Here is a 25,042-nt window from a genome sequence, read left to right on the forward strand (position 1 = left end):
GCGTGAAGCAGCCGGATTGCCATTGCTGACATCCCGAGAACCGCCCGACTTCTTGCCGGATATCCCCCGTCTGCGCGCTTGTTTGCCCGGTGTCATTACCGGACAGACCGCCCTCGCGAGATTAGGCTCGCGCGGTGCCCAGATTCGGTGCCGGGGTCAATCAGTCATCTGCGGTTAATCCGATGAACCGTTCACCGCGCGCGATATCCAGTTCAACAATCCACAGATCATTGTCCTGCGCGGCACGTTTTTTCAGCCAATCGGGGAACTCATCGGGCGATTCGGCGTTGTGCTTCTTTGCGCATTGCCAGATTCGCCCCCCCTCCAAACTAGGCATACGCTCATAGGCGCGATAATCGGCACCCCGGTCGCACAGGACGACCATCAACGCCCCCGCATCCGGGTCGCCACGCGCGATAATCATGCCAAAGCCACCCTCTGCCTGCACCTGACGCAATAACGCGGACACTTCGATCCGCGCGGGCAGGCGGTCCGTCACGCGTTGCGGTCGCCCACATTGGCAATCATCGCATAAATCGCCTCATCGCTGGGCGCGTCAAGCAAGGCCGCGTGCATCTTGTCATCGCGCATCAGGCGCGAAATCGCGGCCAAGGCATGCAGATGGACCACACCGGCCGCCTCAGGGCTGAGCAGGCCGAACACCAGTTCCACCGGCATATCATCGGCCGCTTCGAACGCGACAGGCGCGGCCAAACGCAAAAACACCGCCACCGGTCGTTCGACCAGCGCGATACGGGCATGGGGAATGGCCACCCCGCGCCCAAATCCGGTACTTCCCAGATTTTCGCGTTCAAGAATACGGTCAAGCACAAGGGCGCGATCAAGTCCGTACACCGCCGCAAAGCGGTCGGCCAGACAATCGAGAACAGCCGATTTGCTATCGACTTTCACCGTACCCACGGCATCAGGCAGGAGCGTGAACAGCGCGGTCATCGCCAAAATTCGTTTAAGCCTTCTCTCCCGCGTGCCACGAAGCAAGCGGGGTCGGCCGGGCCGATAGCGTGTTTTTATGAAACAAGCAAAGAGGTTTGGTTCATCAGCTGTCCGCCTTGACCAAACGCCCTTTGCCTGTGGTCTATAACACACCACGGCCCGCGCCATTGGCACCGAGCCGTGGAGCGCGTTTACGTTTACGTCAGGACGGTTCGACCCAGCCGATCGACCCATCACCGCGCCGGTAAACCATATTATGCTTTCCGGTGCCAGCGTTTTTGAACAAGAGCGCATTGGTGTTGCGCAAATCCAGCATCATCACCGCGTCCGAAACCGTGGTTTCGGGCACATCGACGCGCAATTCGGCAATCACCAGCGGCGCTTCGGTGGGGGCTTCTTCCTGCTCGATCTCGGGTTCGACAAAGATCGTATAGGCCGCTTCTTCCGAACGGACCGAATGGGCGGCCTGTTCCTGGCGCGCGCTCAAACGGCGCTTGTAACGGCGCAGCTGGGTTTCCACCTTGTCCGATGCCTGGTCAAAGGCATGGTGCGCATCATGGCTGAGGCCGGCGCCCTTCAGGATGAGGCCCTGGCGCACATGCATCACGATGTCGCTGCGGAATGAACCGCCCGGGGCCTTGCTGAAGGTGACAACCGAAGACAGCGCCCGCGCGAAATATTTGTCGATGATCGCCGCCAGGCGCTCCTCAACATGCACGCGCAGTGCATCGCCAGTTTCCATTTGATGACCGGAAACGCGAACGTCCATGGTTGTTACTCCTCTTGTTGTTATCTCTTGATTGTCACTGGAGCCAGATTGGTTCCTTGATCGATTTCAAAAACGCGCCGTGGGCGTCCAGTTCCTCCTGACTGGCGGCATGGGGGCGTGCCTCGCGCAGGGGCCGCTCACGCGGGGCCTGCGTTGGGATTTGTGTTACTGTTTCAGTAACAACAACGGTTTGCGCGGCCAGTTCCATGCCAATCTGACGACCGCCCAGCAATTCGACATAGACCTGTGCCAACAGTTCCGCGTCAAGCAGGGCGCCGTGTTTGGTACGGTGGCTGCGATCGATTCCATAGCGCGTGCAAAGAGCGTCGAGCGAGTTTTTCGCGCCGGGATGTTTCTGACGTGCGATCTTGACCGTATCGACCATGCGATCAAGGCTGACGGGTTCAAGGCCCGCCGCGGTCAATTCCGCATTGATAAAGCCAAAGTCGAAACCGGCATTATGCGCCACCATCGGCGCATCGCCAATAAATTCCAGAAATTCGTCCGCTTTTTCCGCAAACAACGGCTTGTCCGCCAAAAAGGCTTCGGACAGGCCATGGACCCGCTCGGCTTCGGCGGGCATGTCGCGCTGAGGGTTGAAATAGCAGTGATAGGTCGCGCCCGTCGCCACCCGGTTGACCATTTCGACGCAGCCAATTTCCACCAGCCGATCGCCGTTTTTAGGGTCCAGACCTGTGGTTTCGGTGTCGAAGATGATCTCACGCATTGTGGTATCTATCCTCCTCGAAACCGGGCTGCACAAGCAAAAATCTCATGCCATCGAGATTAGGCGTCGTTTCCGTCCATCCGGTTAATTTCACGCAGCAAATTTTGCACGGAAATACGGGTTTCCTCTAGGGAAGTACCTGTATCAATGACAAAATCCGCCAAAGCCCGTTTTTCCGAGTCGGGCATCTGAACGGCCAGAATATCGGCAAATTTGGCCTCGCTCATGCCCGGTCGGGCCAAGACTCGGGCCTTTTGCACGGGGGCGGGGGCCGAAACCACCACCACAGCGTCCATTCCGGCCCGCCCGGTCCGCTCAAACAGCAATGGAATGTCAAAAACCACGACCTGTGAGTCGCAATGTTGCGCCATGAACTCTTTGCGCGCAATCGCGACCGCCGGATGGACAATCGCCTCCAACCGGGCCAGCGCTTCGGGCTTGCCAAAAACCGCCGCGCCCAATTTGCCGCGATCAACCCCTTGCGCCCCGGTGGTGCCGGGAAATTCCGCCTCAATCGCGGGCAGCAAAACGCCCCCCGGACCTTGCAGAGCGCGCACCGTGGCGTCGGCATCAAACACCGGCACGCCCGCATCGCGAAACATGCCCGCCACGGTGGATTTGCCCATGCCGATCGATCCGGTCAGGCCGATGACCTTGGGGCCGCGCTTCATGCCGTCAGAATCGCGCGAAGGGCAATATCGCCCCTCTCGCGCCCCGCGTCCGCGCCATAGAAATGTTCAAAGGCAATCGCGGCCTGACCGATCAGCATGGCCAAACCGTCCACGCAACGCTTGCCCTCGGCCCGCGCCGCGGCCAGCAGGGGTGTTTCCAGCGGCGCGGTGACAATATCATAGACGATGGCCGCAGGACGCGCATGGTCCAGACTGAAATGCAAAGGCGGATTGCCGACCATGCCCAGCGGGCTGGCGTTGACGACCATGCCGAATTGATAATCGCCGCCGCTGGCAAAATCACCCAGCGCCGCCGCCTGATGCCGCGACCCGGGCGCCAGTTCATCCAGCAATTCACGCGCCTTGCCCGGATCGCGCGCGGCCAGCGTAATCGCAATCCCCGCATCGGCCAGCGCCACGACGATCGCCCGCGCCGCCCCGCCCGCGCCCAGCACCAACGCGTTTTCCGGCGCCAGTTCATCACCCAGCACCGGCAGAAGCGGTTCGATAAAACCCGGCGCATCGGTGTTATGCCCGATCAGTCGCCCATCGCCCATGACCGCCACGGTATTGACCGCACCAATCCGCGCCGCCAACGGATCCAGCCCATCAAGCAGGGGGATGATCGTCTGTTTATGCGGCATGGTGACGTTGCACCCGCGCCACATCGGGTCCGCGCGCCGCGTAGCGATATAATCAGGCAAATCCTGCGGCAGGACATGGGCGCGCCCATAATCAGCGTCCAACCCCAGCCCGGCCAGCCAATGGCCATGGATCGCGGGCGATTTGGATTGGGCAATCGGATCGCCAATCACTTCGGCATAGGGTCGCATTGCGGCCACCGGCGTTTCTCCCGCCGCGATAGGCCAAACCGGATATGTCACTTCACGCCCCTCAAAGCCCCCAGCACCGCCAGAAGCGGCATCCCCAGCACCGTGAAATGGCTGCCCTCGATGGTTTCGAACAATTGGACGCCCAGCGCCTCGATGCGAAATACCCCGACACAGCCCGCCACTTCCGGCCATTCGGCGTCCAGATAGGCGGAAATGAAGGCTTCGTCGAGCGGGCGAACCACAAGTCGCGCGCATTCGGCATGGCTCCACACCACCGCGCCGTCGCGGGCAAGGGCGGCGGCCGAATGCAATTCCATCACTTGCCCTGAAAAGAAGCGCAGATGGGCGGCGGCATCTTCGCGGCTTGCCGGTTTGTCGAAACGGCGACCATTGACCACAACCAGAGAGTCGCTGCCCAGCACCAGACGCCCCGGCGCCTGCGGACAGATCGCCAGCGCCTTGGCCTTGGCCAGAGCCAGCGCGACATCTTCGGGCGCTGCGCCTTCAAGGCCGGCCTCCAGCGCGCGTTCGTCGATGCGCGCGGGGATCGCCTCATGCGCGACACCGGCGGCATCCAGCATCGCCCGGCGCGAGGCGCTCTGGCTGGCAAGAACAAGATCGGGGAAATTCATGTCGAGCGTTCCGTCTATCTCGCGTTATTATCTCGCGTTATTATCTCTCAGGCCGCTCTTTGATCAGATTGATGATCGCGGCGGCGGTTTCCTCGATCGAGCGGCGGGTGACGTCGATCACCGGCCAGCCATTATCGGCAAACATGCGGCGGGCAAACTGCAACTCGGCCCCGACGCGGTCATTGTCGACATAGGCAGTGTCGGGCGATTGGTTGAGCGTCAGCAGGCGGTTGCGCCGCACCTGAATCAAGCGCTCGGGCGCGGTGGTCAGCCCCACCACCAGCGGACGCTTCAGATCATAGAGCAGGCCGGGCGGCGGGCTTTCCACCACGATGGGGATATTGGCGACCTTATATCCGCGATTGGCCAGATAGATGGATGTCGGCGTTTTCGATGTGCGCGATACGCCCGCCAGAACGATATCGGCTTCTTCCCAATCCTCCCACGCGACGCCGTCGTCATGGGCGATGGTGAACTGGATCGCCTCGACGCGGGCGAAATAGGCCGCGTCCAGCGTATGCTGACGGCCCGGTCGCCCCTTGGCTTCCTGTCCCAGCGCGGCCTCGAGCGAGTCAATCACGGCATCAAGCGCAGGCACCGCAGGCAGGCCCAAGGTTCGACAGCGATCCTCCAACGCCTTGCGGATATCCTGGCTGACCATCGTATAAACGACCAGGCCGGGGTTGGCAGCAATATCGCCGATGATACGATCCAGATGCGCTTGCGAGCGCACCATGGGCCAAAAGTGGCGCACCACATCGGTATCGTCGAATTGCGAAAGGGCCGCCTTGGCGATCATCTCCAGCGTTTCGCCAGTGGAGTCCGAGAGCAAATGGAGGTGGAGCCGCGTCATAGGGATAAGTGCCTGATAGTGCCGGGTGCTGTGGATAAGCCTGACCATAAACCACGAGAGAAGTCTGGTGACAATCTCGGGGATAGGTTTGATCCCCTATAACCGGACTCCTTTGCGCGACTTGTGGACATGTGCATAGGGTTACCCACAGGCTGGGGATAAGGGGGAAAAGGAATCCTTGACCCTGACTCTTGGGGATTCGCAGAGGCTGCGCCCCTGTTCATTTCGGGATAAATCGGGCAAGGAACCGGTATGCCCGCTATCCACAGGCCAACTACCTACTGAATCCCTTTAATAAGAATCTATTTTTTTGGATTGGACTCTCTCGATGCCCGGTTTGCTCCTCGATACGCTGCGTGGTTCCAATGGTGATCAACGCCCGATCTGGCTCATGCGTCAGGCCGGACGATACCTTCCGGAATATCGTGCGTTGCGGGCGGAAAAGGGCGGCTTCCTCGCGCTGGTCTATGACAGCGCGGCAGCGGCCGAGATCACGGTGCAGCCCTTGCGCCGTTTCGGCTTTGACGGGGCGATCCTGTTTTCCGACATTCTGATCGTGCCCTATGCCATGGGACAGGATCTCCAGTTCCTGGTGGGCGAAGGGCCGCATCTTTCGCCGCGCCTTGTCGATCATGCGCTCAAATCGCTTGTGGCGGTGCCTGAGCGCCTTGCGCCGATCTATGAGACGGTTCGTCAGGTCGTGGCCCAGATCAGCCCACAGACCACCATGCTGGGCTTTGCGGGCAGTCCATGGACCATCGCGACCTACATGGTGAATGGCGAAGGCAGCCGGGATCAGCACGAGACGCGCGCCTATGCCTATCGCGATCCGGCAGCATTTCAGGCGATCATTGATGGGATCGTCGATGTGACGGTCGAATATCTCGACGGTCAGATCAAGGCCGGGGCCGAGGCGATCCAGTTGTTCGATAGCTGGGCCGGATCGCTGGCCCCGCGTGAATTCGAGAAATGGGTGATCGCGCCCAATGCGGCCATCGTCCGGGCGATCAAGGCGTTGCACCCCACCGTTCCCATCATCGGCTTTCCCAAAGGCTCTGGCGAGAAGCTGGCGGCCTATGCGCGGGAAACCGGGGTCGATGCGGTGGGTGTGGATGAAACCATCGACCCGATCTGGGCCGCGCGCGAATTGCCCGCGAATATGCCGGTGCAGGGCAATCTTGATCCGCTGCTGCTGCTGGCGGGCGGGCCAGAGCTGGAGGCGCGGGCCATCGGCGTGCTCGAAGCCTTTGCCGACCGGCCGCATGTGTTCAACCTGGGCCATGGCATCGGACAGACCACGCCCATCGAACATGTCGAGCAATTGCTCAACGTCGTGCGCGGGTGGAAGCGGTAAAGCGCGCATGGGGCACGGTTCTTCCGGTTTTTTGATGTCGCGGCGTTGACAGCGCAAAACCGGATACCACTTTTCCCACCATGCTAAACCATGGTGCAGCGATGGAATGGGTGCTTTCGATGACCTATCTCTGGCTCAAGGCGGGCCATATCATCTTTGTGATCTTCTGGATGGCGGGCCTGTTCATGCTGCCGCGCTATTTCGTCTATCATCAGGAAAGCGACCCCGGATCGGCCGAGGAAGCGCGTTGGATCGACCGCGAGGCCAAGCTGCGCAAGATCATCCTGACGCCCGCGATCATCGTCGTCTGGGTGCTGGGGCTGCTCTTGGCGCACACGATCGGGGCCTTTTCGCAGGGGTGGTTTCATATGAAGCTGGCGGCGGTGCTGGGGCTTTCGGCCTATCACATGTGGCTGGTGGGCTATTCCAAGGCTCTGGCGCGGGGGGAGCGGAAGCTGTCGGGCAAGAAGCTGCGGATGCTGAACGAAGTGCCGGGGCTGGCGGCGGCGGTGATCGTGGTGATGGTGGTGTTGAAGCCGTTTTGATTGTTTGAGGTTTGGGGTTTTAAGTTGCCTCCGGCGGGCAAAGGGCGGGGGCCCTTTGCAATCCCGATAATGGGGTTGCGTCTTGGTTCGCAGGTTTTGGGATTGGCTTTTATAAAGCCTGCGGCGCAACCATTCGGCGCCGCAGGCTTTATTATTTCTAACGCTGCGTATTGTGCGCCTTGGCTGAACCTCTGGCGCAACGCAGACAGCAACGGGAGCGCGAGGGTCTAGACCCTCGCATTCTCTCTCTTTCCTTGATTTCCGCCCTCCAATCCCCTATCTCCCCCCGCAACCGGCACCGCCGCGCGATACAACAGACGCGGCATTTTCATGGTCTTGCATTCTCCATGCCCCACAGACCCGCCGGCCGAACCTCATAGGAACACCTTGATATGCATTTGAAAGAATTAAAGAAAAAGACTTCGGCCGAGTTGGTCGAGATGGCCGAGGAATATGGCGTGGAAAGCGCCAGCACGCTTCGTCGCCAGGATCTGATGTATGCGATCCTGAAGGAAGTGGCCGAGGATGGCGAAGAAATCATCGGGCAGGGCACGATCGAAGTGCTGCCCGACGGTTTCGGCTTTTTGCGCAACCCGGAGGCCAATTATCTGGCCGGGCCGGACGACATTTATGTTTCGCCCAATCAGGTTCGCAAGTGGGGCCTGCGCACCGGCGACACGGTCGAAGGCGAGATCCGCGCACCCAAGGATGGCGAGCGCTATTTCGCGATCACCAAGCTGGTCAGCGTCAATTTCGACAATCCCGAAGCGGTGCGCCATCGCGTCAACTTTGACAACCTGACCCCGCTCTATCCGAATGAGCGCCTGCGTCTCGACACGCTCGACCCCACGGTCAAGGACAAGTCGGCCCGCGTGATCGACCTGATCAGCCCGCAGGGCAAGGGCCAGCGCGCGCTGATCGTCGCGCCGCCGCGCACGGGTAAGACCGTGCTGCTGCAAAACATCGCCAAGGCGATCACCGACAACCACCCGGAAGTGTTCCTGCTGGTGCTGCTGGTCGACGAACGCCCCGAAGAAGTCACCGACATGCAGCGCAGCGTGAAGGGCGAGGTCATCTCCTCAACCTTTGACGAACCGGCGCAGCGCCACGTGCAGGTGGCCGAAATGGTCATCGAAAAGGCCAAGCGCCTTGTCGAACACAAGCGCGACGTGGTCATCCTGCTCGACTCGATCACGCGCCTTGGCCGCGCCTACAACACGGTCGTGCCGTCTTCGGGCAAGGTGCTGACCGGCGGTGTGGACGCCAACGCGCTGCAACGCCCCAAGCGCTTCTTCGGTGCCGCGCGCAACATCGAGGAAGGCGGTTCGCTCTCCATCATCGCCACCGCGCTGATCGACACCGGCAGCCGCATGGACGAAGTGATCTTTGAAGAATTCAAGGGCACGGGTAACAGCGAAATCGTCCTCGACCGCAAGGTTGCCGACAAGCGCATCTTCCCCGCGCTGGACGTGGGCAAGTCGGGCACCCGCAAGGAAGAACTCCTGGTCGAAAAGGGCAACCTGTCGAAGATGTGGGTCCTGCGCCGCATCCTTATGCAGATGGGCACGGTCGACGCGATGGAATTCCTGCTCGACAAGATGAAAGACTCCAAGACCAACGAGGACTTCTTCGCCACTATGAACCAGTAAGCGAAGTTTGCCTCCGGCGGGCCAAGGGACTTGTCCCTTGGCAATCCCGTTATGGGGTGGCGCTTGGGGGCGAACGTTTGTGGATTGGATTTTTAGAGCCTGCGGCGCTATCTAATCGCGCCGCAGGCTTTATCATTTCAGACGCTGCGTATTTTGCGCTGTGGTTGAACCCATGGCGCAACGCAGACAGTAACGGGAGCGCGAGGGTTATGACCCTCGCATTTTCTCATTTGTCTAATATATAGACTTCCCCCCCCCATTGTGTCTTTATCCACTATGGTTTGCGCCCAAGGAGGCCCTGGCGATGAAGATGAATTTCGAGGTGGAATGCACGCCCGAGGAAGCGCGTCGCTTTCTGGGTCTGCCTGATGTGACGCGGGCGAATGATGCCTATGTCGATGCGGTGATGAAGGCGATGCAGGGCGCAGGCTCGCTCGACCAGATTCAGGAGTTCACCAAGCAGTTCGCCCCGATGGGCCAGCTTGGCATGAAGATGTTTCAGAACATCATGGAAGCCGGCGCAAGCATGGCGACGGGCGGCAAGAAGTAAGATCACCGGAAAATGCCTGACACAATTTTTGCCTGCTCAAGCGGGATGCCTCCGGCCGCGATCGCGGTGATCCGGATCAGTGGCCCGCAGGCCGGCGAAGCGCTGGTGGCGCTGGGTGGCCGTTTGCCGATGGAACGCCGCGCCAGTGTGATGGTCTTGCGCGACGGCGCGGGGGCGGAACTGGACCGCGCTCTGGTCCTGTGGTTCCCCGGCACACGCACCGCGACGGGTGAGGATCTGGCCGAGATCCATTGCCACGGCGGGCGGGCGGTGATCGCCGCTTTGGAACATGCGTTATCGGGATTGCCCGGACTGCGTCGGGCCGAGGCGGGCGAGTTTACGCGCCGCGCATTTTTGAATGGCCGCATGGATCTGGCCGAGGCCGAAGGGCTGGGCGATTTGCTTTCCGCCGAAACCGAAATGCAGCGGCAGGCCGCTGTCGCCATGGCGGGCGGGGCGCTGTCTGCGGTGGTCAAGGCTTGGCGCGAACGGGTGTTGATGCTTTCGGCGCAGGTTGAGGCGGTGCTGGATTTTGGGGACGAGGATGATGTTGGCGCGCTGCCCGCTTCCTTCGCTCCGGCGCTGACGATGTTTCACGTGGAACTTTCCGATTGGCTTTCCCGCCCGCGTGCCGAGGCTCTGCGTGAGGGGTTCCGTGTGGTGATCGCCGGGCCGCCCAACGCGGGCAAAAGCACCTTGTTTAACGCGCTGGTCGAGGATGATGCCGCGATCATCACGCCTTTGGCAGGGACCACGCGCGACATTCTGATGCGTCCGGTATCGCTGGGCGGGGTGCCGTTTCAGTTTCTCGATACGGCGGGCCTGCGCGATGACGGCGCCGATGTGGTCGAAAGCATCGGCATCGAACGCGCACGTGAAGTCATGGCGCGTGCCGATCTCGTCCTCTGGTTGGGGCCAGAGGGTGAAGGGCCGGAGGGCGCGTGGGAAATCGAATCCCGTATCGATGCGGCCGTTCGCATGGCCAAGACCGACCCTCGCCACCGTCTGTCCGGCAAGACGGGGCAGGGTGTCGATGCCCTGCGCCAAGACTTGATCGACACGGCGCGCATGGCCATGCCCAAGCCGGGGCAGGTTGCTTTGAACACCCGTCAGCATGGCTTGCTGTCAGAGGCAGCATCAGCATTGGGTGCGATCCGCCCCGATGGGGACCTGCTGTTGACCGCCGAAGAGTTGCGCGCCGCACGGTCCGCCTTCGACCGCTTGTTGGGTGGGGCGGGGACGGAGGATATGCTGGACGCCTTGTTCGGACGTTTCTGCATCGGAAAATGATGCGTGTTTCACGTGGAACACGTCGCAGCTTTTGACCCGCCCGCCCGCTTAGGGTAGGGGCGAGGAATGCAGCATTTTGACATCATCGTTGTCGGCGGCGGCCATGCCGGCGTAGAGGCCGCCGCCATTGCCGCCCGCATGGGCGCGCGCGTGGCGCTCGTCTCGTTCGACCTGAACGCCATCGGCGCCATGAGTTGCAACCCGGCCATCGGCGGTCTGGGCAAGGGCCATCTGGTGCGCGAGGTTGACGCCTTTGACGGACTGATGGGACGGGCGGCGGACGCTGCCTCGATCCACTATCGCATGCTGAACCGCAGCAAGGGTAGCGCGGTCCAAGGCCCCCGCATTCAGGCCGACCGCAAGCTGTTCAAGGCCGCGATCCAACGCATGTTACCCCAGCAGGGCGACCTGACCCAAGTGGCCGGAGAGGTTGCGGCACTGGTGCTGAATGCGGGCCGAGTGACTGGCGTGGAGCTGGCCGATGGGGTTTGCCTGACGGCATCGGCGGTGGTGCTTTGCACCGGCACCTTCCTTGGCGGCACGCTGTTCCGGGGTGAGGAGCGTATGATCGGCGGGCGCATAGGCGAGGCGGCGGCCCATCGTCTGGCACAGCAAATGCGTGAGGCCGACCTGCCGATGGCGCGTTTGAAAACCGGCACGCCGCCGCGTTTGGACGGGCGCACCATCGATTGGGTGCGTCTGGAGGAACAGCCGAGCGACGTTGAACACTGGTGCATGTCGGCGGTGGAAACGCGGCGGGTGAATCCGCAACTGGCCTGTGCGATCACGCGTACTAATGAGGCTGTGCATGAAACGATCCGTGCCAACCTCCACCGCTCGCCCCTGTTCAGCGGAGCGATCGGGGCGAGGGGGCCGCGCTATTGCCCCAGCATCGAGGACAAGATCCACCGCTTTGCCGACCGCGACGGGCATCAGATTTTCCTCGAACCCGAAGGGCTGTCGACCCATCTGGTCTATCCCAACGGCATTTCGACCAGCCTGCCCGCCGATGTGCAATTGACCATGTTGCGCCACATGGAAGGGCTGGAGCAGGTCGAGATGGTGGTGCCCGGCTATGCGGTCGAGTATGATCATATCGACCCGCGCGCGCTGCGGACTTCGCTGGAACTGCGGGCTATCCCCGGCCTCTATTGCGCAGGCCAGATCAACGGCACGACCGGCTATGAAGAGGCGGCGGCGCAGGGGCTGATCGCGGGGATGAATGCGGCTGCATCGGTGCTGGGGTGTGAAGCGCCAGCGATTGACCGGGCCAATTCCTATCTGGCGGTGATGGTCGATGACCTGACGCTCCACGGCGTTTCCGAACCCTATCGCATGTTGACGGCGCGGGCGGAGTATCGCCTGCGTTTGCGCGCCAACAATGCCACCTCGCGCCTGACGCCTCTGGCGGCGGCGGCAGGGTGCCTTGGGGCGGAACGTTCCGCGTGGTTTGAGCGTCGTCAGCAGGACAAGGCGGCGCTGGAGACGGCGTTGGAGCAAGGCGTGACAGCGCAGGATCTTTCGACCGTGGGCATTACGGCAAAGGCAGATGCGGGGCGTCTGTCGCTGCGTGAGTGGTTGCGCTTTGATGGTGTGTCCATCGACCGGCTGCGCCCGTGGTTGGGTGAGGCGTTGGACGTGGACGCGACCTTGATCGAGGAAGTGGCCGAGGATGCATTCTATGCCCCCTATCTGGCGCGGCAGGAGAGGGAACTTTCCGACCTGCGTTCCAACGAACATCTGCGTCTGGCCGAGGATTTTCCCTATGGAGAGATCGCCGGCCTATCGAGTGAAATGGTGGAGCGCCTGACGCGGGCGCGTCCGGAAAATCTGGCGGCGGCGGGGCGCGTGGCGGGGGTAACTCCGGCGGCTCTGGCGGCGTTGTTGGTGCATGCAAGGAAGCTGGCCTGAGATGATTGCGAATGAGGAACAGGCCCGCGAATGGCTGAACGCGCGATGGGAAATGACGCCCGAAGCGATGGAGCGGCTTGAGAAGCTGGTCGCCATGTTGGCCGAGGAAAACGAGCGGCAGAACCTTGTGGCGGCGGCGACGATCCCCATGGTGTGGCAACGTCATATCGTCGATTCCGCGCAATTGCTGTCCTATGTTCCACGTGAAACATGGAACGGGACCAAGGGGCCATGGCTCGATCTGGGCACCGGGGCGGGCTTTCCGGGGCTGGTGATTGCAGCGATTCGGCCGGGGCATGAAGTGCTGATGGTCGAATCGCGCGCCCGGCGAGTCGAATGGCTGAACCGCGTGATCGAGGAACTGGCCCTGCCCAAGGCAAAGGTTTTGGGGCAAAGGCTGGAGATGGTGGAGACGCGGATCGTTGCGGTGATTTCCGCCCGCGCCTTTGCACCGCTGGACAAGCTTCTGAAAATCTCTTCACGCTTTTCCACAAGGGACACGCTCTGGCTGTTGCCCAAGGGGCGGTCGGCAGGGCAAGAGTTAGAGGCACTCAAGAAATCGGTGCGCGAAGGGTTCCACGTGGAACAATCGCTGACCGATGAGGAAGCCGGGCTGATTGTCGGCCATCTCAATCCCAAGGGAGTGAAGCTGTGATCCGCATTGCGATTGCCAATCAGAAAGGCGGCGTGGGCAAAACCACATCCGCGATCAATCTGGCCACGGCCTTTGCGGCGGCGGGCTGGCGCACGCTGCTGATCGATCTCGATCCGCAGGGGAACGCTTCCACGGGTGTCGGCGTTCCGGCATCGGCGCGCGAATATTCGACCTATGACCTTCTGCTGGGCGAGGCCACGTTGAAGGAATGCGCAATGGAAACCACCATTCCGGGGCTGCATTTGCTGGCCGCGACGGTGGACCTGTCGGGGGCAGAGGTCGAACTGGTGTCGGTCGATGGCCGCACGGATCGTTTGCGCAACGGGCTTTCACGTGGCGCGGAACGCTATGACATTTGCTTCATCGACTGTCCGCCATCGCTCGGTCTGTTGACGCTCAATGCGCTGACGGCGGCCGATACGGTGCTGGTGCCTTTGCAGTGCGAGTTCTTCGCGCTTGAAGGGCTGAGCCAGTTGTTGCAAACGGTCGAGCGGGTGCAGCAGCGTTTCAACGCCGACCTTGGCATTGTCGGCATTGCGCTGACCATGTTCGACCGCCGCAACCGCCTGACCGATCAGGTGTCGGATGATGTGCGCTCGTGCCTGGGCAAGCTGGTGTTCGACACCGAAATCCCGCGCAACGTCCGCCTGTCCGAAGCGCCCAGCCACGGTCTACCCGCGCTGATCTATGACCAGCATTGCAGCGGCAGCCGCGCCTATCTCGCGCTGGCCCGCGAATTGATTTCACGTTTGCCTGAAAACAGGAAAGCCGCATGACCGACGACACCACCCAGAACCCGCTTTCGGCCGCCTTGGTCGGAGGCACCGCGCCGCGCCGCAAGGCCGCGCTGGGGCGGGGGCTTCAGGCGTTGCTGGGCGAAACGCGGCGTGAAGAGCCGGTGGCCGCCGGTGGCACCGGTGGCGGGCCGGTTTCGGTGGAGAGCGGTCTGGCCTCTTTGCTGGTGTCCAGCATCGAACCTGATCCCGATCAGCCGCGCCGGGTGTTTGACGATGCGGCGCTGGATGAACTGGCCGCATCGATTGCGGCGCGTGGCGTGTTGCAGCCGGTGATCGTCGTGCCGCTGGGCGAGGGGCGCTATCGCCTTGTCGCCGGTGAACGTCGTTGGCGTGCGGCCCAGCGGGCCAAGGTGCATGAAATACCCGCTCTGGTGCGCAAGCTGACCCAGCGCGAGGTGATGGCGATTGCGCTCATTGAAAACCTTCAGCGCGAAGACCTGAACCCGATCGAAGAAGCGCGCGCCTATCAGCGACTGGCCGAAGGCGAGAGCATGACGCAGGCCGAGATCGCCAAGATGGTCGATAAAAGCCGCAGCCATGTCGCCAATATCCAGCGCCTTCTGGCTTTGCCGGAACCGGTGACGCAGATGGTCGAGGCGGGTGAACTGTCGATGGGCCATGCGCGCGCGTTGATCGGGGTCGAGGATGCCGAAGGGCTGGCGCGTCAGGCGGTCGAAAAGGGCCTGTCGGTGCGCGAGGTCGAACAGGTCGTGCGCCGCCATTCGGGCCGTGAAGCCCCGACCCAACGCCGTGCGCGCAACGAATTCAAATCCGCCGAATCCGCCGACATTCAGGCGATGCAGGCGCATCTGGAGGAATTCCTCGGCCTGTCGGTCAAGATCAACGTGGACGCTGATCCACGTTCGGGCGCGGTGACGATCCGCTATCGCACGCTCGATCAGCTTGACCTGATTTGCCAGCGTCTGACCGGCGAGGGGATCTAGAAGAAAAGGGGGCCGCCAAAGCCCCCTTTTTTGTGTGATCAGATCGCGATGCGTTTGTCGCGAACGATTTTGTGCCGGATCACGCGGCGTTGGATCACGCGCTTTTCGATCACGGTTTGGGGCGGGCAATCGGGCGTTACCGTTTCGGTCAGGCTGATCGGAATGGCATAGCCATAGGTGGGATGCGGCGCGCCGCCCTGCGTGTAATAGGCCCACCAGCTTTGGCATGCGCCCGGCGACAGCGTGACATCGGCGCCGGATGTGGCGTTCAACCGCCGCTCGCATTCGGCCAGCCATTCGCCGCGTTGCAATCCACCCGGTTGCGGCCCTGCGACGGGCGGCGGGGCATAGGCGGTGGAAACCGCCGGCGCTGCACCAACGCTCTGGCTGTAACTGGCCCCCGCGCTCGGAGGCGGCAGAGGGATGGCCGAGGTTTGCGCCAGAGCGGGAACAGCGATGAAACCGGCGGCGATCAACAGCGCGCGAAAGGGTGAAACATCAGGCATGGGCCAACACCTTCATGAGGCAAGCAGCAGGCTTGTTCATAAAGGTTAATACCAGAAAGCAACCACACCACAAAGCAAAAGGTTAATGAAGTAAAACTATGCGTTTAAAAGGTTAACCGATAATCGCCCCACCAATGACCTTGGCCAAAGCCTCAATCCCAGCCGCATCCTCGGCATCGAATCGCGCTTTGACCGGGCTGTCGAGGTCAATCACGGCCACCACGCGCCCATCGACCATCACCGGCACGACCAGTTCCGAAGCGCTGGCCGCATCGCAGGCGATATGGCCGGGAAAAGCGTGAACGTCGGGCACCAGTTGCGTTTCCCCGGACGAGGCCGCCGCCCCGCACACGCCCCGGTCAAAAGGGATACGGATGCAGGCAGGCTTGCCGATAAATGGCCCCAGCACCAGCTCATCGCCCAGCGCGCGGTAAAACCCCGCCCAGTTCAATTCGGGCAGGAATTGCCAGATCAGCGCCGCCACATTGGCCATATTGGCCACCCCGTCGCTCTCGCCCGTGGTCAGAGCCAGCGCGGCTTCGCGCAATTCACGATAGATTTCGCCCTTGGGCGCGTCGGATGAGGCGGAAAAGTCAAACATGGGCGACGATGTAATACGCCAAACCGCGCCCGCCAAGGGTCACCATTCGGCTCTTGTGGGCGGCCCGTCAAACTCCTATCTCAACGCGCATGAGCCCTACTTTGCGCAAATCGCTTCTCGTCCTTGGTGCCGTCGTTCTGGTTGGCGGCGGTGGCTTTGCCTATCTGACGCATGGCAATGTTTCCAAATTGCCGATCGAACAGATGGAAGGGCGCCATCCCAAGCTGGTCGATCCCGAACCAGAAACCATTCCGACCGTCGGTCTGGCCAAATCGGTGGGTTGGGGCGCCAATGAAGCGCCGGTGGCCGCGCAGGGGTTGACCGTCACCCGCTTTGCCGAAGGTTTGCAGCATCCGCGCAATATCCTGACATTGCCCAATGGCGATGTTCTGGTGGCCGAAACCGGCGCGCCCAAGGATAATGGGCCGGGCGGCATCACCGGATTTTTCCAGAACATCTTCATGAGCTTTGTCGGCGCGGGCGATCCCAGCCCGAACCGCATCGTCCTGCTGCGCGACAGCAAGGGGACGGGCAAGGCCGATCAGCGTTTTGTCCTGCGCGAAGGGCTGTCCTCGCCCTCGGGCATGGCCTTTGCCAATGGCAAGCTTTACATCGCCAACCATGATGCGGTGCTGGCCTTTGATTATCAGCCCGGCACGACCAGCCTGACGGGCGCGCCCAAGAAGCTGATGGATCTGCCGCCGGCGGGCAACCACTGGATGCGCAACCTGTTGCTCAGCCCCGATGGCAAGAACCTGTTCGTGGCCATCGGTTCGGCCTCGAACATCGGCGAACGCGGGCCAAAGGCCGAGGAAGGTCGCGCCGCGATCTATGAAATCGACCTGAGCAGCGGCCATGCGCGCCGTTATGCGATGGGTATCCGCAACGCCAATGGCATGGCCTGGAACCCCTCGACCGAGGAACTGTGGGCTGTGGTGAACGAGCGCGATCAGCTTGGCCCTGATCTGGTGCCCGATTACCTGACCAATGTGCCGGTGGGCACCCATTATGGCTGGCCTTGGTTCTATTGGGGCAAGGTTGAGGACAATCGCGTCTATCAGAACACGCCCGAATTCCAGATGCCGGAATTCCTGATCGATTACGTGCGCAAGCCTGAATATGCGCTTGGGCCCCATGTTGCGCCGATCGGGCTGGCCTTTGTAAAGGGCGGGGAGAAGATGGGCAGCCATTACGCCAATGGTGCCTTTATCGCCCGCCACGGTTCGTGGAACCGCAAGCCCGCCGCCGGCTATGACGTGGTCTTTGTCCGCTTTGACGCCAATGGCAATCCGCAGGGCCTGCCCGAAAAGGTGCTGACCGGGTTCCTGAAGCCCGATGGCGATACGCATGGCCGCCCGACCTGGCTGAATTTTGCCCAGGATGGCGCGTTGCTGGTGTCCGACGATACGGCCGGGATCATCTGGCGCGTGATCGCACCGGGCGCGGCGCCTGCGGCGGCGATCAAGCCGGTGGTGGTCGATCATCTGCCGCCGCAAAAGAACCTCAACGGCGATCCGGAAATTCAGTATCGTTTGAAGTTCAAGGACGATCAGAAGGTTCGGGAGAATTGATTTTTCGGAAGTGAATTTGCCTCCGGCGGGCCCTTTGCAATCCCAATATGGGGTGGTGCTTGGTTGGCGAAGTCGGTTTGATGAAATTAAAGCCTGCGGCGCTGGTATAAAGGCGCCGCAGGCTTTATCATTTTGACGTTGCGTGTTTTGAACCGTCGTCGATTTGTGCCGCCACGCAGACAGTAACGGGAGCGCGAGGGTCTAGACCCTCGCATAAACCCCCTTAAATCCTGCGCCCAACCCGCCCGGCCAATTCATTGACATAATGCCACGCGATACGCCCCGACCGGCTGCCGCGCCGCTTGGACCATTCCAGAGCATCGCCCACTTCAAAGCTGAGGCCCAGTTCGGCGGCATAGCCCGAGATGATGGCCAGATAATCGTCCTGTGAACAGGCGTGAAACCCGATGGAGAGGCCGAAGCGGTCGGCCAGTGCCAGTTTGTCATCCACGACGTCACGCGGATTGATGGGGTCGTCCTGCTCGCCCAAAGTGCGCCCGACGATGGCGCGGCGGTTCGATGTGACGGCAAGGCGGACGTTGGCGGGGCGTGCTTCTACGCCCCCTTCGAGCCATGAGCGCAGGGCGCGGGGGCCGGACAGGTCGCCTTCTTCAAAGCCCAGATCGTCGATGAAGACGAGGAATTGCCGGTCCACCCGCCCCAGCAGCGCGAACAGGCCCGACAGCGAGGAAAGCGCATCGGGCGCGACCTGAACCAGCGCGATGGCGCCAGGGTGGGCCTTTGACGCGGCCAGCACGCTGGCGCGCACGAGAGCCGATTTGCCCATGCCGCGCGACCCCCACAGCAGCATGTCATGCGCCGCATGGCCCGCGGCAAGGCGCGCCACATTGCCCGAAATCGCTTCCTTCTGCTGCTCGATCCCCTGAAGCAGGCGCAATTCGGGGGCGTCCAGTCGCGCTACCCCGCGCGCGGCGCGCCCGTCCCAGACATAGGCGGGATGGTCCAGCCACGCCGCCGCCGCCGGGGGTGGGGGGCAAAAATGCGCTCCCAGGCGTTCCAGAGCATCGGCGATGCGGGCCAGAGGGTCGCCTTGATCGGCCATGGATTCATTCCTTCAGATAGACTTTGCCAGATAGACTTTGCCGATCTTGCGCTATAGCGGGAGGGGTATGGCTGACAATCAACTTCCCCATATTGTGACCACTTCGCCCGAAGATCTGATGCGGGCGGCGCAGGCTTTGCGTGACGGGGCGATTGTCGCGGTGCCGACGGAAACGGTCTATGGCCTTGCCGCGCGGGCGGACAGCGTCGATGCGGTGGCCTCGATCTATCGGGCCAAGGGGCGGCCTGATTTCAACCCGTTGATCGTCCATGTGCCCGATGTGGCGGGGGCCGAGGCGCTGGCGGTGCTGGATGATCGGGCAAGGGCGCTGGCGGCAGCGTTCTGGCCGGGGCCGTTGACGATGGTTTTGCCGCGCCGCGATGATGCGCCTTTGGCGGCGGCGGTGACGGCGGGATTGCCCACGGTGGCGATCCGTTGTCCGGCCCATCCGGTAATGCAGGCGATTTTGCGCCAGTCTGGCCTGCCGCTGGCCGCGCCTTCGGCCAATCGCAGCGGCGGGGTCAGCCCGACGGTGGCGGAGCATGTGGCGGATTCACTGGGCGATCGGGTGTCGATCATCGTCGATGGCGGGGCGTGCAAGGCCGGAATTGAATCGACGATTGTCGCCCTGCGCCCCGATGGCGGGTGGCAGGTGCTGCGCCCCGGCCCGATCACCTCGGCCGATCTGGCCGCCGTGTTGGGGCAGGGGGAGGTGCATGAGGATCGCGGCATCGAGGCGCCGGGCCAGATGACCAGCCATTACGCGCCGGGCAAGCCGGTGCGCCTGAATGCCGCCCAGAAGGCCGCTGAGGAGTTCTACATCACTTTTGGCTCAGAGGGTGGCGATTACTCGCTTTCGCGCTCTGGCGACCTTGCAGAGGCTGCTGCGCGGCTTTACGCGGCGCTGCACGAGGCATCCCATGCCCCGCAGGCGAAAGTGGCGATTGCCCCGATCCCCGATGAAGGCATTGGCGCTGCGATCAACGACCGCCTGCGCCGCGCGGCGGCGCCAATATAATCAAGGCTCGCCGCGCGGTGGCGCCGATCTGATCAAGGTTCGCAGATCAGCTTGCCCGATCCCATCGAGCTGACCTCGCATTTGGCGCGGCCTTTGACGCGCACCGAACCCGATCCCATCATGGATGCCTTGACCGTCCCGTCCGAGGCGAATTGCGCGTCGCCCGAACCCAGGATCGAAATATCGGCCTTGTCGGCTTTCAGCGCCGCCATCTCGGCGCTGCCGCTCCCTGCGATATTCACTTCCAGATCGGCGGCATGGCCCGCGCCGCGATAGGTGCCCGAACCGCCGATCGAGATGTCCAGACTGTCGGCATTGACCTGCGGCGTGTCGATATCGCCCGATCCGGCAATCGTCACCTCGGCATCGCGGGCCAAAGCGGTGGCGGTGATCTTGCCCGATCCGGCCATCGTTAAGGATTTGGGCGCGGGCATCGTGATCAATACGGTGACGGATTCGCCGCTGCTCCACCCTTTTTTATCGCGCAGAATGCCCAGTTTTCCATCCTTGAGCGTGAAGCGCAATCTGTCGGTCTGATCGGGGTTGCCTTCAAGCCGGATGGCCAGTTTTTCACCCGGTTCGATTTTGACCACATCGGGGCCAAGCAGAACCACGCTGTCGGGCGCGGGGCCGGACAGGTCGAGTTCGGAAAGCGGCTTGCCGGCCTCGCCGTTGATGGAAATGTCGGCATTGTGGCATCCGGTGATCAAGGCGGTCATGCCGATGGCCATCACCGGGGCAAAGGCAGAGGCGATCTTGCGGAAATCCATGGGGCGTCTCCCGTTTGCGGCATTTTGTGTGTTGGTGATATAATACACCAAGCACCGCAAGGAAAGCCGGAATCGAAACCCCCAACGAAAAAGGGGCCGCCCCATCGGGCAGCCCCTCTTCAACCCATTACGTTTAAGCCCGATATAGGCCGGCGGATCAAACCGCGGCGGCTTCGTAATACTTGGGCGCATACTCGTTCAAAATCGCGAGGATCTTTTTCAGAGCGGCCGGTTCGTCGGTCTTTTCCATCGCGGCCAGTTCGCGCGCAAGGCGGCTGGAGGCGGCTTCAAAGATCTGGCGTTCCGAATAGGACTGCTCGGGCTGATCGTCGGCGCGGAACAGGTCGCGGGTCACTTCGGCAATCGAAACCAGATCGCCGGAGTTGATCTTCGCTTCATATTCCTGGGCGCGGCGCGACCACATGGTGCGCTTGACCTTGGGCTTGCCCTTGAGCGTATCCATCGCTTCACGCAACGTCTTGTCCGAGGACAATTTGCGCATGCCGATAGCTTCGACCTTGTTAACCGGAACGCGCAGGGTCATCCGCTCTTTTTCAAAGCGCAGGACATACAGTTCCAGCTTCATACCCGCGATCTCCTGCTCCAGCAGTTCGATCACCCGGCCAACGCCGTGCTTGGGGTAAACGACGTAATCTCCAACATCGAAGGCGTGCGCCTTGGCGGTCATCTATCGTCCTTTCACTCGGCCCGTTGACAGCATGGAGAGGATCACGGCGTTTTCGCAAATCCGCGCAAAAGTGATGAGCTTTTGCGGCGGTGTGATGCGAAACATCAACCGTGTGCTGTAACGACGCCTTTCATGGTCAGGGGGTTCGACCCGGTTTTTGGTGATGACGACAGGCCAAGACATACGCAGCCTGTCGCGACTGACGTATTATATAGCACGCCTGTAACAAAATTACCAGAGGCCAGCGGTGCGTTTATCGCAACCCCAGCCTCTGGCAACAAAATTTTCTCATTCTGGCACTCAAAAATGCCAACCGGGGGGTGATTCGCCCCCGGCGTTTCTCTTAGTCGCCTTCGCCCGGCGCTTCAGAGAACAGCTTTTCGAACTTGCCTTCAACGCCCTTGAATTCGTCGGCGTCGGCGGGCGAATCCTTCTTGGTCGTGATGTTGGGCCATTCGGCGCTGTACTTGGTGTTCAGCTCGAGCCACTGTTCCAGACCGCTTTCGGTGTCGGGAAGGATGGCTTCGGCCGGGCATTCCGGTTCGCAAACGCCGCAGTCGATACATTCGCTGGGGTTGATCACCAGCATGTTTTCGCCTTCGTAAAAGGCGTCAACCGGGCAAACTTCCACGCAATCCATGTATTTGCAGCGGATGCAGGCGTCAGTAACGACATAGGTCATGGCTGCAAATCCCCTTTCGATGAAGAATAAACTCCACCCGCTGCTAGTGGGGAAGGGCGGGTGTCGTCAAGCACCTGATAGCAGCTTTGTGCTTCTAAAGGTGGTCCGCGGCGCAATGGCATCTCCGTCACGCGGATAACGCGCACCCCCGAAGGCACCGGCAACACCAGCACATCGCCCAACGCCACCGAGGCGGAGCAGCGTTCAATCCGTTGCCCGTTGCGGCGGATATGGCCCTGTTCGACCCATTCCTGCGCCTGCCCTCGCGTTTTGGCAAAGCGCAGAAACCAGAGGAGTTTGTCGATCCGCATGACGCCTATGCCACCAGCGAGGCCAGAGCCGCAAAGGGGCTGTCGGCATCCATGGCGGCCTGTTGGCGGCTCGACGCCTCGGTCTCACGCCGGGGCGGTTGCCAGCGCCAGACGAGAGGCGCGGCGGGGCCAAAGACATTATCGGGCAAAACGCGCGGCATGATCGGGCGAAACCCGGCCAGACGCAGCAGATGGGCATAGGCCCGCGTCGACAGGCCGATCTTGACCGCCTCGGCCGGATCAAGGGTAAAGGGCGCCTTGCCGCCCGCCTTGCGACGGGCATGGGCCTCGCGCAACAGGCGGTCGGCGCGGTCGATGCGCAGCGCTTCGTTGCCCAAACGGCGATAGGCCAGCGGGGTTGCCTTGTCCTTGGGTTTCAATACCGGGGCCATCGGATGGGCAATGATGCCCGATTTGCCCGATGCCGATTGCCACAATTCCAATGGCGCGGCCTTGACCATCGCCGGGTGAAAAATGTCGAGCGGCCCGATCCGCACGCCCAGCTTGCGCAAAATTTCACGCTGTGGCCCGGTCAGTTTTTCGACGCCCGAAACCGCGCGATCGACCATCCCGCCCCCTTCGATCATGCGGATCAACAGTGCGCGCAGGTCCGAACCGCTTCCCGGCTCCAGACTGGCCGCCTCCATTGCGGCCAGCGGCGCCAAAGGTTTCCACCGATGCGCCAGCCATGCCGACAATCCCGCCATCAATTCACCGCGCAATGTCGCGGGCAAACGGTCCAGCACATGCGCGGGCGTCAGCGTGGGATTGAGCAAAGCCCGCCCCTTGGCGATCCGGGCCAGAGGATGGCCGCGCCAGAGGATCTTTTCACCCTCCATCGCCACATCGGCTTGGCCTGCGCTCAACGCCGCGATCAATTCGCCCGCCCGCTTGCTCAACAGGTCGGTCAGATGCTTTTCCGCCGCCGCCTGAAGCAATCGCGCATCCTCATGCCGCGCCGAAGGGTCAACCCGAAAGGCAAAGCCGGTCAGCTCGCCAATCTTTTCACCTTCGACCAGCACATCATCGCCCTCCATCGCGACCGAGAGCAGGCCCGCATCCGGCCCCAGCTTGCGCATCAGAACGGTCGTGCGCCGATTGACGAAACGCTCGGTCAAACGGGCGTGCAGAGCATCCGACAGGCGCGATTCCACCTCGCGCGCGCGGGCGGCCATTTCGTCGCGGGCCATCACCCAATCGGGCCGCTGGCAAATATAGGACCATGAACGCACCGCCGCGATCCGGCCCTGCAACGTGTCAATATCGCCCTGCGTATTGTCCAGTTGCGCGATGGCGCGCGGGGCGGTGTCCGCGCCCAACGGCCCGCTGCGCAATTCGGACCACAATTTGGCGACAAAGCGGGCGTGGGTTTCGGCCCCCTGCTGTCGGAAATCGGGCAGCGAGCAGGCCTCCCAAAAGCGGCGCACCAATCCGGCGCCGCGCACGCCCGGCGCAATTTCGGGGTCTTCGGCAAGCCGTTTGAGCACCGCCAGATCGATTGCCTGGGGCGCGGCGATCAGTTCCGCCTTCGCCGGGGGCCGTTCGAGCGAGTCGATCAGGCGGGCCACCGAATCAAAGCTTAAATCCGATTCACGCCAGAACAGTTTAGCCAGAGGGGCAAAGCGGTGTTCCTCGATGGCGTAGATTTCTTCATCGGAAAATTCCGCATCATGCCCCCCGGTCCCCGCCAGAGTGCCGAATGTGCCATCCCGTTGATGCCGCCCGGCGCGCCCGGCAATCTGGGCCATTTCCGTGGGCAGCAGGCGGCGTTGACGCACCCCGTCATATTTCGACAGGCCCGCAAACGCGACATGGGTAATGTCCAGGTTCAGCCCCATGCCGATGGCGTCGGTGGCCACCAGATAATCGACCTCGCCCGATTGATAGAGCGCGACCTGTCGGTTGCGGGTTTCGGGCGAGAGCGCGCCCATCACCACCGCCGCCCCGCCGCGAAACCGGCGCAGCATTTCGGCCACGGCGTAAACCTGCTCGGCGCTGAACGCGACGATGGCGCTGCGCGGGGGCACGCGGGACAGTTTCTTCGCGCCCGAATGGCTGAGCGTGGAAAAGCGCGGGCGGCTGACGATCTCGGCCTCGGGCACAAGGGCGCGCACCATCGGCTCCATCACCGATGAGCCGAGCAGCATGGTTTCCTCTCGCCCGCGGGCGTGCAGCAGGCGGTCGGTGAAAATATGGCCCCGGTCGCGGTCGCCGCACAATTGGATCTCGTCAATCGCGACAAAGGCGAGGTCGGTGAAACGCGCATTCGCGCCTTGCTTCGATCCGCCTCTGACGGGCATAGCCTCGACCGTACACAGCAACCATCGCGCACCGGGCGGCTCGATCCGCTCCTCGCCGGTGATCAGCGCGACATGTTCCGCGCCCTTGATCGCGCAGACTTTTTCGTAAACCTCACGCGCCAATAGCCGCAGCGGAAAGCCGATGGCGCCCGAGGAATGGGCGCAAAGCCGCTCAATCGCCAGATGGGTCTTACCCGTATTCGTGGGGCCAAGCACGGCCTTGACCCGGCCATCGTGGGACTGATGCGCGCGCGATAGTCCGCGCAGGTTTGCGTTGAAAGACATTGACCCGAATGTGGCAAAGCGCGGCATGGGCCGCAAGGGCTGTTCGTCGCAATGGGGCCGACAAGGACCAAAAAGGCCACAGTTCTAAGCGTTGTATTAACCCTCTTGCGTCA

General features: G+C 62.1%; 27 protein-coding genes. 11 read left to right on the forward strand and 16 right to left on the reverse strand.

What is annotated here, in order from left to right:
• Positions 1-160: 160 nt before the first annotated feature.
• From ACZ9HU_RS17445 to ACZ9HU_RS17480, 8 genes are all read right to left on the reverse strand, one after another.
• Positions 161-499, reverse strand: a complete 339-nt coding sequence (locus ACZ9HU_RS17445; protein ID WP_476106830.1) for a DUF1491 family protein — start codon at positions 497-499, stop codon at positions 161-163.
• Positions 496-954: a PTS sugar transporter subunit IIA gene (locus tag ACZ9HU_RS17450; RefSeq protein WP_476106832.1), complete on the reverse strand. Its 459-nt coding sequence runs from the start codon at positions 952-954 to the stop codon at positions 496-498. Before ACZ9HU_RS17450 ends, ACZ9HU_RS17445 begins: the two co-directional genes overlap by 4 nt.
• Before the next feature lie 202 nt (positions 955-1,156).
• On the reverse strand, positions 1,157-1,696 hold the full coding sequence (gene hpf / locus ACZ9HU_RS17455) for a ribosome hibernation-promoting factor, HPF/YfiA family (protein WP_476106834.1): 540 nt from the start codon (positions 1,694-1,696) through the stop codon (positions 1,157-1,159).
• 61 nt (positions 1,697-1,757) lie between these two features.
• Entirely contained in the window at positions 1,758-2,450 is a 693-nt protein-coding gene (gene dnaQ, locus ACZ9HU_RS17460) for a DNA polymerase III subunit epsilon (RefSeq protein WP_476106836.1), read from the reverse strand.
• Positions 2,451-2,509: 59 nt separating this feature from the next.
• Positions 2,510-3,121 (reverse strand): dephospho-CoA kinase, encoded by a 612-nt coding sequence (gene coaE, locus ACZ9HU_RS17465; RefSeq protein ID WP_476106838.1) that lies wholly within the window; start codon positions 3,119-3,121, stop codon positions 2,510-2,512.
• A complete protein-coding gene (aroE, locus tag ACZ9HU_RS17470; protein WP_476106903.1) occupies positions 3,118-3,954 on the reverse strand; it encodes a shikimate dehydrogenase in 837 nt (278 codons plus the stop codon). The genes coaE and aroE overlap by 4 nt, the downstream gene beginning before the upstream one ends.
• A gap of 47 nt (positions 3,955-4,001) precedes the next feature.
• A complete protein-coding gene (locus ACZ9HU_RS17475) occupies positions 4,002-4,586 on the reverse strand; it encodes a Maf family protein (protein ID WP_476106840.1) in 585 nt (194 codons plus the stop codon).
• A 40-nt stretch (positions 4,587-4,626) separates the two neighbouring features.
• Complete coding sequence (locus ACZ9HU_RS17480; RefSeq protein ID WP_476106842.1) at positions 4,627-5,439, reverse strand: pyruvate, water dikinase regulatory protein; 813 nt, start codon at positions 5,437-5,439, stop codon at positions 4,627-4,629.
• Positions 5,440-5,767: 328 nt separating this feature from the next.
• On the opposite strand from ACZ9HU_RS17480, the gene hemE reads away from it, so the two are divergent.
• The 9 genes from hemE (at position 5,768) to ACZ9HU_RS17525 (ending at position 15,134) form a co-directional block, all read left to right on the forward strand.
• Positions 5,768-6,793, forward strand: a complete 1,026-nt coding sequence (gene hemE / locus ACZ9HU_RS17485; RefSeq protein WP_476106844.1) for a uroporphyrinogen decarboxylase — start codon at positions 5,768-5,770, stop codon at positions 6,791-6,793.
• A gap of 101 nt (positions 6,794-6,894) precedes the next feature.
• Entirely contained in the window at positions 6,895-7,338 is a 444-nt protein-coding gene (locus tag ACZ9HU_RS17490; RefSeq protein WP_476106905.1) for a CopD family protein, read from the forward strand.
• A 392-nt stretch (positions 7,339-7,730) separates the two neighbouring features.
• Positions 7,731-8,987: a transcription termination factor Rho gene (gene rho / locus ACZ9HU_RS17495; RefSeq protein WP_476106846.1), complete on the forward strand. Its 1,257-nt coding sequence runs from the start codon at positions 7,731-7,733 to the stop codon at positions 8,985-8,987.
• 304 nt (positions 8,988-9,291) lie between these two features.
• Positions 9,292-9,537 (forward strand): DUF6489 family protein, encoded by a 246-nt coding sequence (locus tag ACZ9HU_RS17500; protein WP_476106848.1) that lies wholly within the window; start codon positions 9,292-9,294, stop codon positions 9,535-9,537.
• 12 nt (positions 9,538-9,549) lie between these two features.
• Positions 9,550-10,827 carry a tRNA uridine-5-carboxymethylaminomethyl(34) synthesis GTPase MnmE gene (mnmE, locus tag ACZ9HU_RS17505; protein WP_476106850.1) on the forward strand — a complete coding sequence of 426 codons (1,278 nt, stop codon included), beginning with the start codon at positions 9,550-9,552 and terminating at the stop codon, positions 10,825-10,827.
• Positions 10,828-10,893: 66 nt separating this feature from the next.
• Entirely contained in the window at positions 10,894-12,738 is a 1,845-nt protein-coding gene (gene mnmG / locus ACZ9HU_RS17510; RefSeq protein WP_476106852.1) for a tRNA uridine-5-carboxymethylaminomethyl(34) synthesis enzyme MnmG, read from the forward strand.
• Between the two features lies 1 nt (position 12,739).
• Positions 12,740-13,393 carry a 16S rRNA (guanine(527)-N(7))-methyltransferase RsmG gene (rsmG, locus tag ACZ9HU_RS17515; protein ID WP_476106853.1) on the forward strand — a complete coding sequence of 218 codons (654 nt, stop codon included), beginning with the start codon at positions 12,740-12,742 and terminating at the stop codon, positions 13,391-13,393.
• Entirely contained in the window at positions 13,390-14,169 is a 780-nt protein-coding gene (locus ACZ9HU_RS17520; protein ID WP_476106855.1) for a ParA family protein, read from the forward strand. Before rsmG ends, ACZ9HU_RS17520 begins: the two co-directional genes overlap by 4 nt.
• On the forward strand, positions 14,166-15,134 hold the full coding sequence (locus ACZ9HU_RS17525) for a ParB/RepB/Spo0J family partition protein (protein ID WP_476106857.1): 969 nt from the start codon (positions 14,166-14,168) through the stop codon (positions 15,132-15,134). The genes ACZ9HU_RS17520 and ACZ9HU_RS17525 overlap by 4 nt, the downstream gene beginning before the upstream one ends.
• Before the next feature lie 38 nt (positions 15,135-15,172).
• Here the strand turns inward: ACZ9HU_RS17525 and ACZ9HU_RS17530 are convergent, their stop codons facing one another.
• Together ACZ9HU_RS17530 and ACZ9HU_RS17535 are read right to left on the reverse strand one after the other, a co-directional pair.
• On the reverse strand, positions 15,173-15,640 hold the full coding sequence (locus ACZ9HU_RS17530; RefSeq protein ID WP_476106858.1) for a hypothetical protein: 468 nt from the start codon (positions 15,638-15,640) through the stop codon (positions 15,173-15,175).
• Positions 15,641-15,752: 112 nt separating this feature from the next.
• On the reverse strand, positions 15,753-16,241 hold the full coding sequence (locus tag ACZ9HU_RS17535; protein WP_476106860.1) for a GAF domain-containing protein: 489 nt from the start codon (positions 16,239-16,241) through the stop codon (positions 15,753-15,755).
• A gap of 89 nt (positions 16,242-16,330) precedes the next feature.
• On the opposite strand from ACZ9HU_RS17535, the gene ACZ9HU_RS17540 reads away from it, so the two are divergent.
• Positions 16,331-17,812 (forward strand): PQQ-dependent sugar dehydrogenase, encoded by a 1,482-nt coding sequence (locus tag ACZ9HU_RS17540; protein ID WP_476106862.1) that lies wholly within the window; start codon positions 16,331-16,333, stop codon positions 17,810-17,812.
• A gap of 223 nt (positions 17,813-18,035) precedes the next feature.
• On the opposite strand, the gene ACZ9HU_RS17545 is transcribed toward ACZ9HU_RS17540, so the two are convergent.
• A complete protein-coding gene (locus tag ACZ9HU_RS17545) occupies positions 18,036-18,875 on the reverse strand; it encodes an ATP-binding protein (protein WP_476106863.1) in 840 nt (279 codons plus the stop codon).
• Between the two features lie 67 nt (positions 18,876-18,942).
• Here ACZ9HU_RS17545 and ACZ9HU_RS17550 point away from each other — a divergent pair, with 67 nt between their 5' ends.
• A complete protein-coding gene (locus ACZ9HU_RS17550) occupies positions 18,943-19,893 on the forward strand; it encodes an L-threonylcarbamoyladenylate synthase (protein WP_476106864.1) in 951 nt (316 codons plus the stop codon).
• A gap of 32 nt (positions 19,894-19,925) precedes the next feature.
• Here the strand turns inward: ACZ9HU_RS17550 and ACZ9HU_RS17555 are convergent, their stop codons facing one another.
• The 5 genes from ACZ9HU_RS17555 to ACZ9HU_RS17575 form a co-directional block, all read right to left on the reverse strand.
• Positions 19,926-20,663 carry a head GIN domain-containing protein gene (locus ACZ9HU_RS17555; RefSeq protein ID WP_476106866.1) on the reverse strand — a complete coding sequence of 246 codons (738 nt, stop codon included), beginning with the start codon at positions 20,661-20,663 and terminating at the stop codon, positions 19,926-19,928.
• Positions 20,664-20,820: 157 nt separating this feature from the next.
• The gene (locus ACZ9HU_RS17560) at positions 20,821-21,351 is read right to left on the reverse strand and encodes a CarD family transcriptional regulator (protein ID WP_476106868.1); all 531 of its coding nucleotides are present in this window, start codon (positions 21,349-21,351) and stop codon (positions 20,821-20,823) included.
• A 343-nt stretch (positions 21,352-21,694) separates the two neighbouring features.
• The gene (gene fdxA, locus ACZ9HU_RS17565) at positions 21,695-22,033 is read right to left on the reverse strand and encodes a ferredoxin FdxA (RefSeq protein ID WP_172340052.1); all 339 of its coding nucleotides are present in this window, start codon (positions 22,031-22,033) and stop codon (positions 21,695-21,697) included.
• Positions 22,030-22,344: an RNA-binding S4 domain-containing protein gene (locus ACZ9HU_RS17570; RefSeq protein ID WP_476106870.1), complete on the reverse strand. Its 315-nt coding sequence runs from the start codon at positions 22,342-22,344 to the stop codon at positions 22,030-22,032. Before ACZ9HU_RS17570 ends, fdxA begins: the two co-directional genes overlap by 4 nt.
• Before the next feature lie 5 nt (positions 22,345-22,349).
• The gene (locus tag ACZ9HU_RS17575; protein WP_476106871.1) at positions 22,350-24,929 is read right to left on the reverse strand and encodes a helicase-related protein; all 2,580 of its coding nucleotides are present in this window, start codon (positions 24,927-24,929) and stop codon (positions 22,350-22,352) included.
• Positions 24,930-25,042: the final 113 nt, after the last annotated feature.

It is taken from the genome of Novosphingobium sp. Sphag1I, from assembly GCF_056279125.1.

Coding starts and splice junctions, on each gene's coding strand:
- ACZ9HU_RS17450 (WP_476106832.1), bottom strand. CDS start 954: ATGACCGCGCTGTTCACGCTCCTGCCTGATGCCGTGGGTACGGTGAAA.
- hpf (WP_476106834.1), bottom strand. CDS start 1,696: ATGGAAACTGGCGATGCACTGCGCGTGCATGTTGAGGAGCGCCTGGCG.
- dnaQ (WP_476106836.1), bottom strand. CDS start 2,450: ATGCGTGAGATCATCTTCGACACCGAAACCACAGGTCTGGACCCTAAA.
- coaE (WP_476106838.1), bottom strand. CDS start 3,121: ATGAAGCGCGGCCCCAAGGTCATCGGCCTGACCGGATCGATCGGCATG.
- aroE (WP_476106903.1), bottom strand. CDS start 3,954: ATGCGACCCTATGCCGAAGTGATTGGCGATCCGATTGCCCAATCCAAA.
- ACZ9HU_RS17475 (WP_476106840.1), bottom strand. CDS start 4,586: ATGAATTTCCCCGATCTTGTTCTTGCCAGCCAGAGCGCCTCGCGCCGG.
- ACZ9HU_RS17480 (WP_476106842.1), bottom strand. CDS start 5,439: ATGACGCGGCTCCACCTCCATTTGCTCTCGGACTCCACTGGCGAAACG.
- hemE (WP_476106844.1), top strand. CDS start 5,768: ATGCCCGGTTTGCTCCTCGATACGCTGCGTGGTTCCAATGGTGATCAA.
- ACZ9HU_RS17490 (WP_476106905.1), top strand. CDS start 6,895: ATGGAATGGGTGCTTTCGATGACCTATCTCTGGCTCAAGGCGGGCCAT.
- rho (WP_476106846.1), top strand. CDS start 7,731: ATGCATTTGAAAGAATTAAAGAAAAAGACTTCGGCCGAGTTGGTCGAG.
- ACZ9HU_RS17500 (WP_476106848.1), top strand. CDS start 9,292: ATGAAGATGAATTTCGAGGTGGAATGCACGCCCGAGGAAGCGCGTCGC.
- mnmE (WP_476106850.1), top strand. CDS start 9,550: ATGCCTGACACAATTTTTGCCTGCTCAAGCGGGATGCCTCCGGCCGCG.
- mnmG (WP_476106852.1), top strand. CDS start 10,894: ATGCAGCATTTTGACATCATCGTTGTCGGCGGCGGCCATGCCGGCGTA.
- rsmG (WP_476106853.1), top strand. CDS start 12,740: ATGATTGCGAATGAGGAACAGGCCCGCGAATGGCTGAACGCGCGATGG.
- ACZ9HU_RS17525 (WP_476106857.1), top strand. CDS start 14,166: ATGACCGACGACACCACCCAGAACCCGCTTTCGGCCGCCTTGGTCGGA.
- ACZ9HU_RS17530 (WP_476106858.1), bottom strand. CDS start 15,640: ATGCCTGATGTTTCACCCTTTCGCGCGCTGTTGATCGCCGCCGGTTTC.
- ACZ9HU_RS17535 (WP_476106860.1), bottom strand. CDS start 16,241: ATGTTTGACTTTTCCGCCTCATCCGACGCGCCCAAGGGCGAAATCTAT.
- ACZ9HU_RS17540 (WP_476106862.1), top strand. CDS start 16,331: ATGAGCCCTACTTTGCGCAAATCGCTTCTCGTCCTTGGTGCCGTCGTT.
- ACZ9HU_RS17545 (WP_476106863.1), bottom strand. CDS start 18,875: ATGGCCGATCAAGGCGACCCTCTGGCCCGCATCGCCGATGCTCTGGAA.
- ACZ9HU_RS17550 (WP_476106864.1), top strand. CDS start 18,943: ATGGCTGACAATCAACTTCCCCATATTGTGACCACTTCGCCCGAAGAT.
- ACZ9HU_RS17555 (WP_476106866.1), bottom strand. CDS start 20,663: ATGGATTTCCGCAAGATCGCCTCTGCCTTTGCCCCGGTGATGGCCATC.
- ACZ9HU_RS17560 (WP_476106868.1), bottom strand. CDS start 21,351: ATGACCGCCAAGGCGCACGCCTTCGATGTTGGAGATTACGTCGTTTAC.
- fdxA (WP_172340052.1), bottom strand. CDS start 22,033: ATGACCTATGTCGTTACTGACGCCTGCATCCGCTGCAAATACATGGAT.
- ACZ9HU_RS17570 (WP_476106870.1), bottom strand. CDS start 22,344: ATGCGGATCGACAAACTCCTCTGGTTTCTGCGCTTTGCCAAAACGCGA.
- ACZ9HU_RS17575 (WP_476106871.1), bottom strand. CDS start 24,929: ATGTCTTTCAACGCAAACCTGCGCGGACTATCGCGCGCGCATCAGTCC.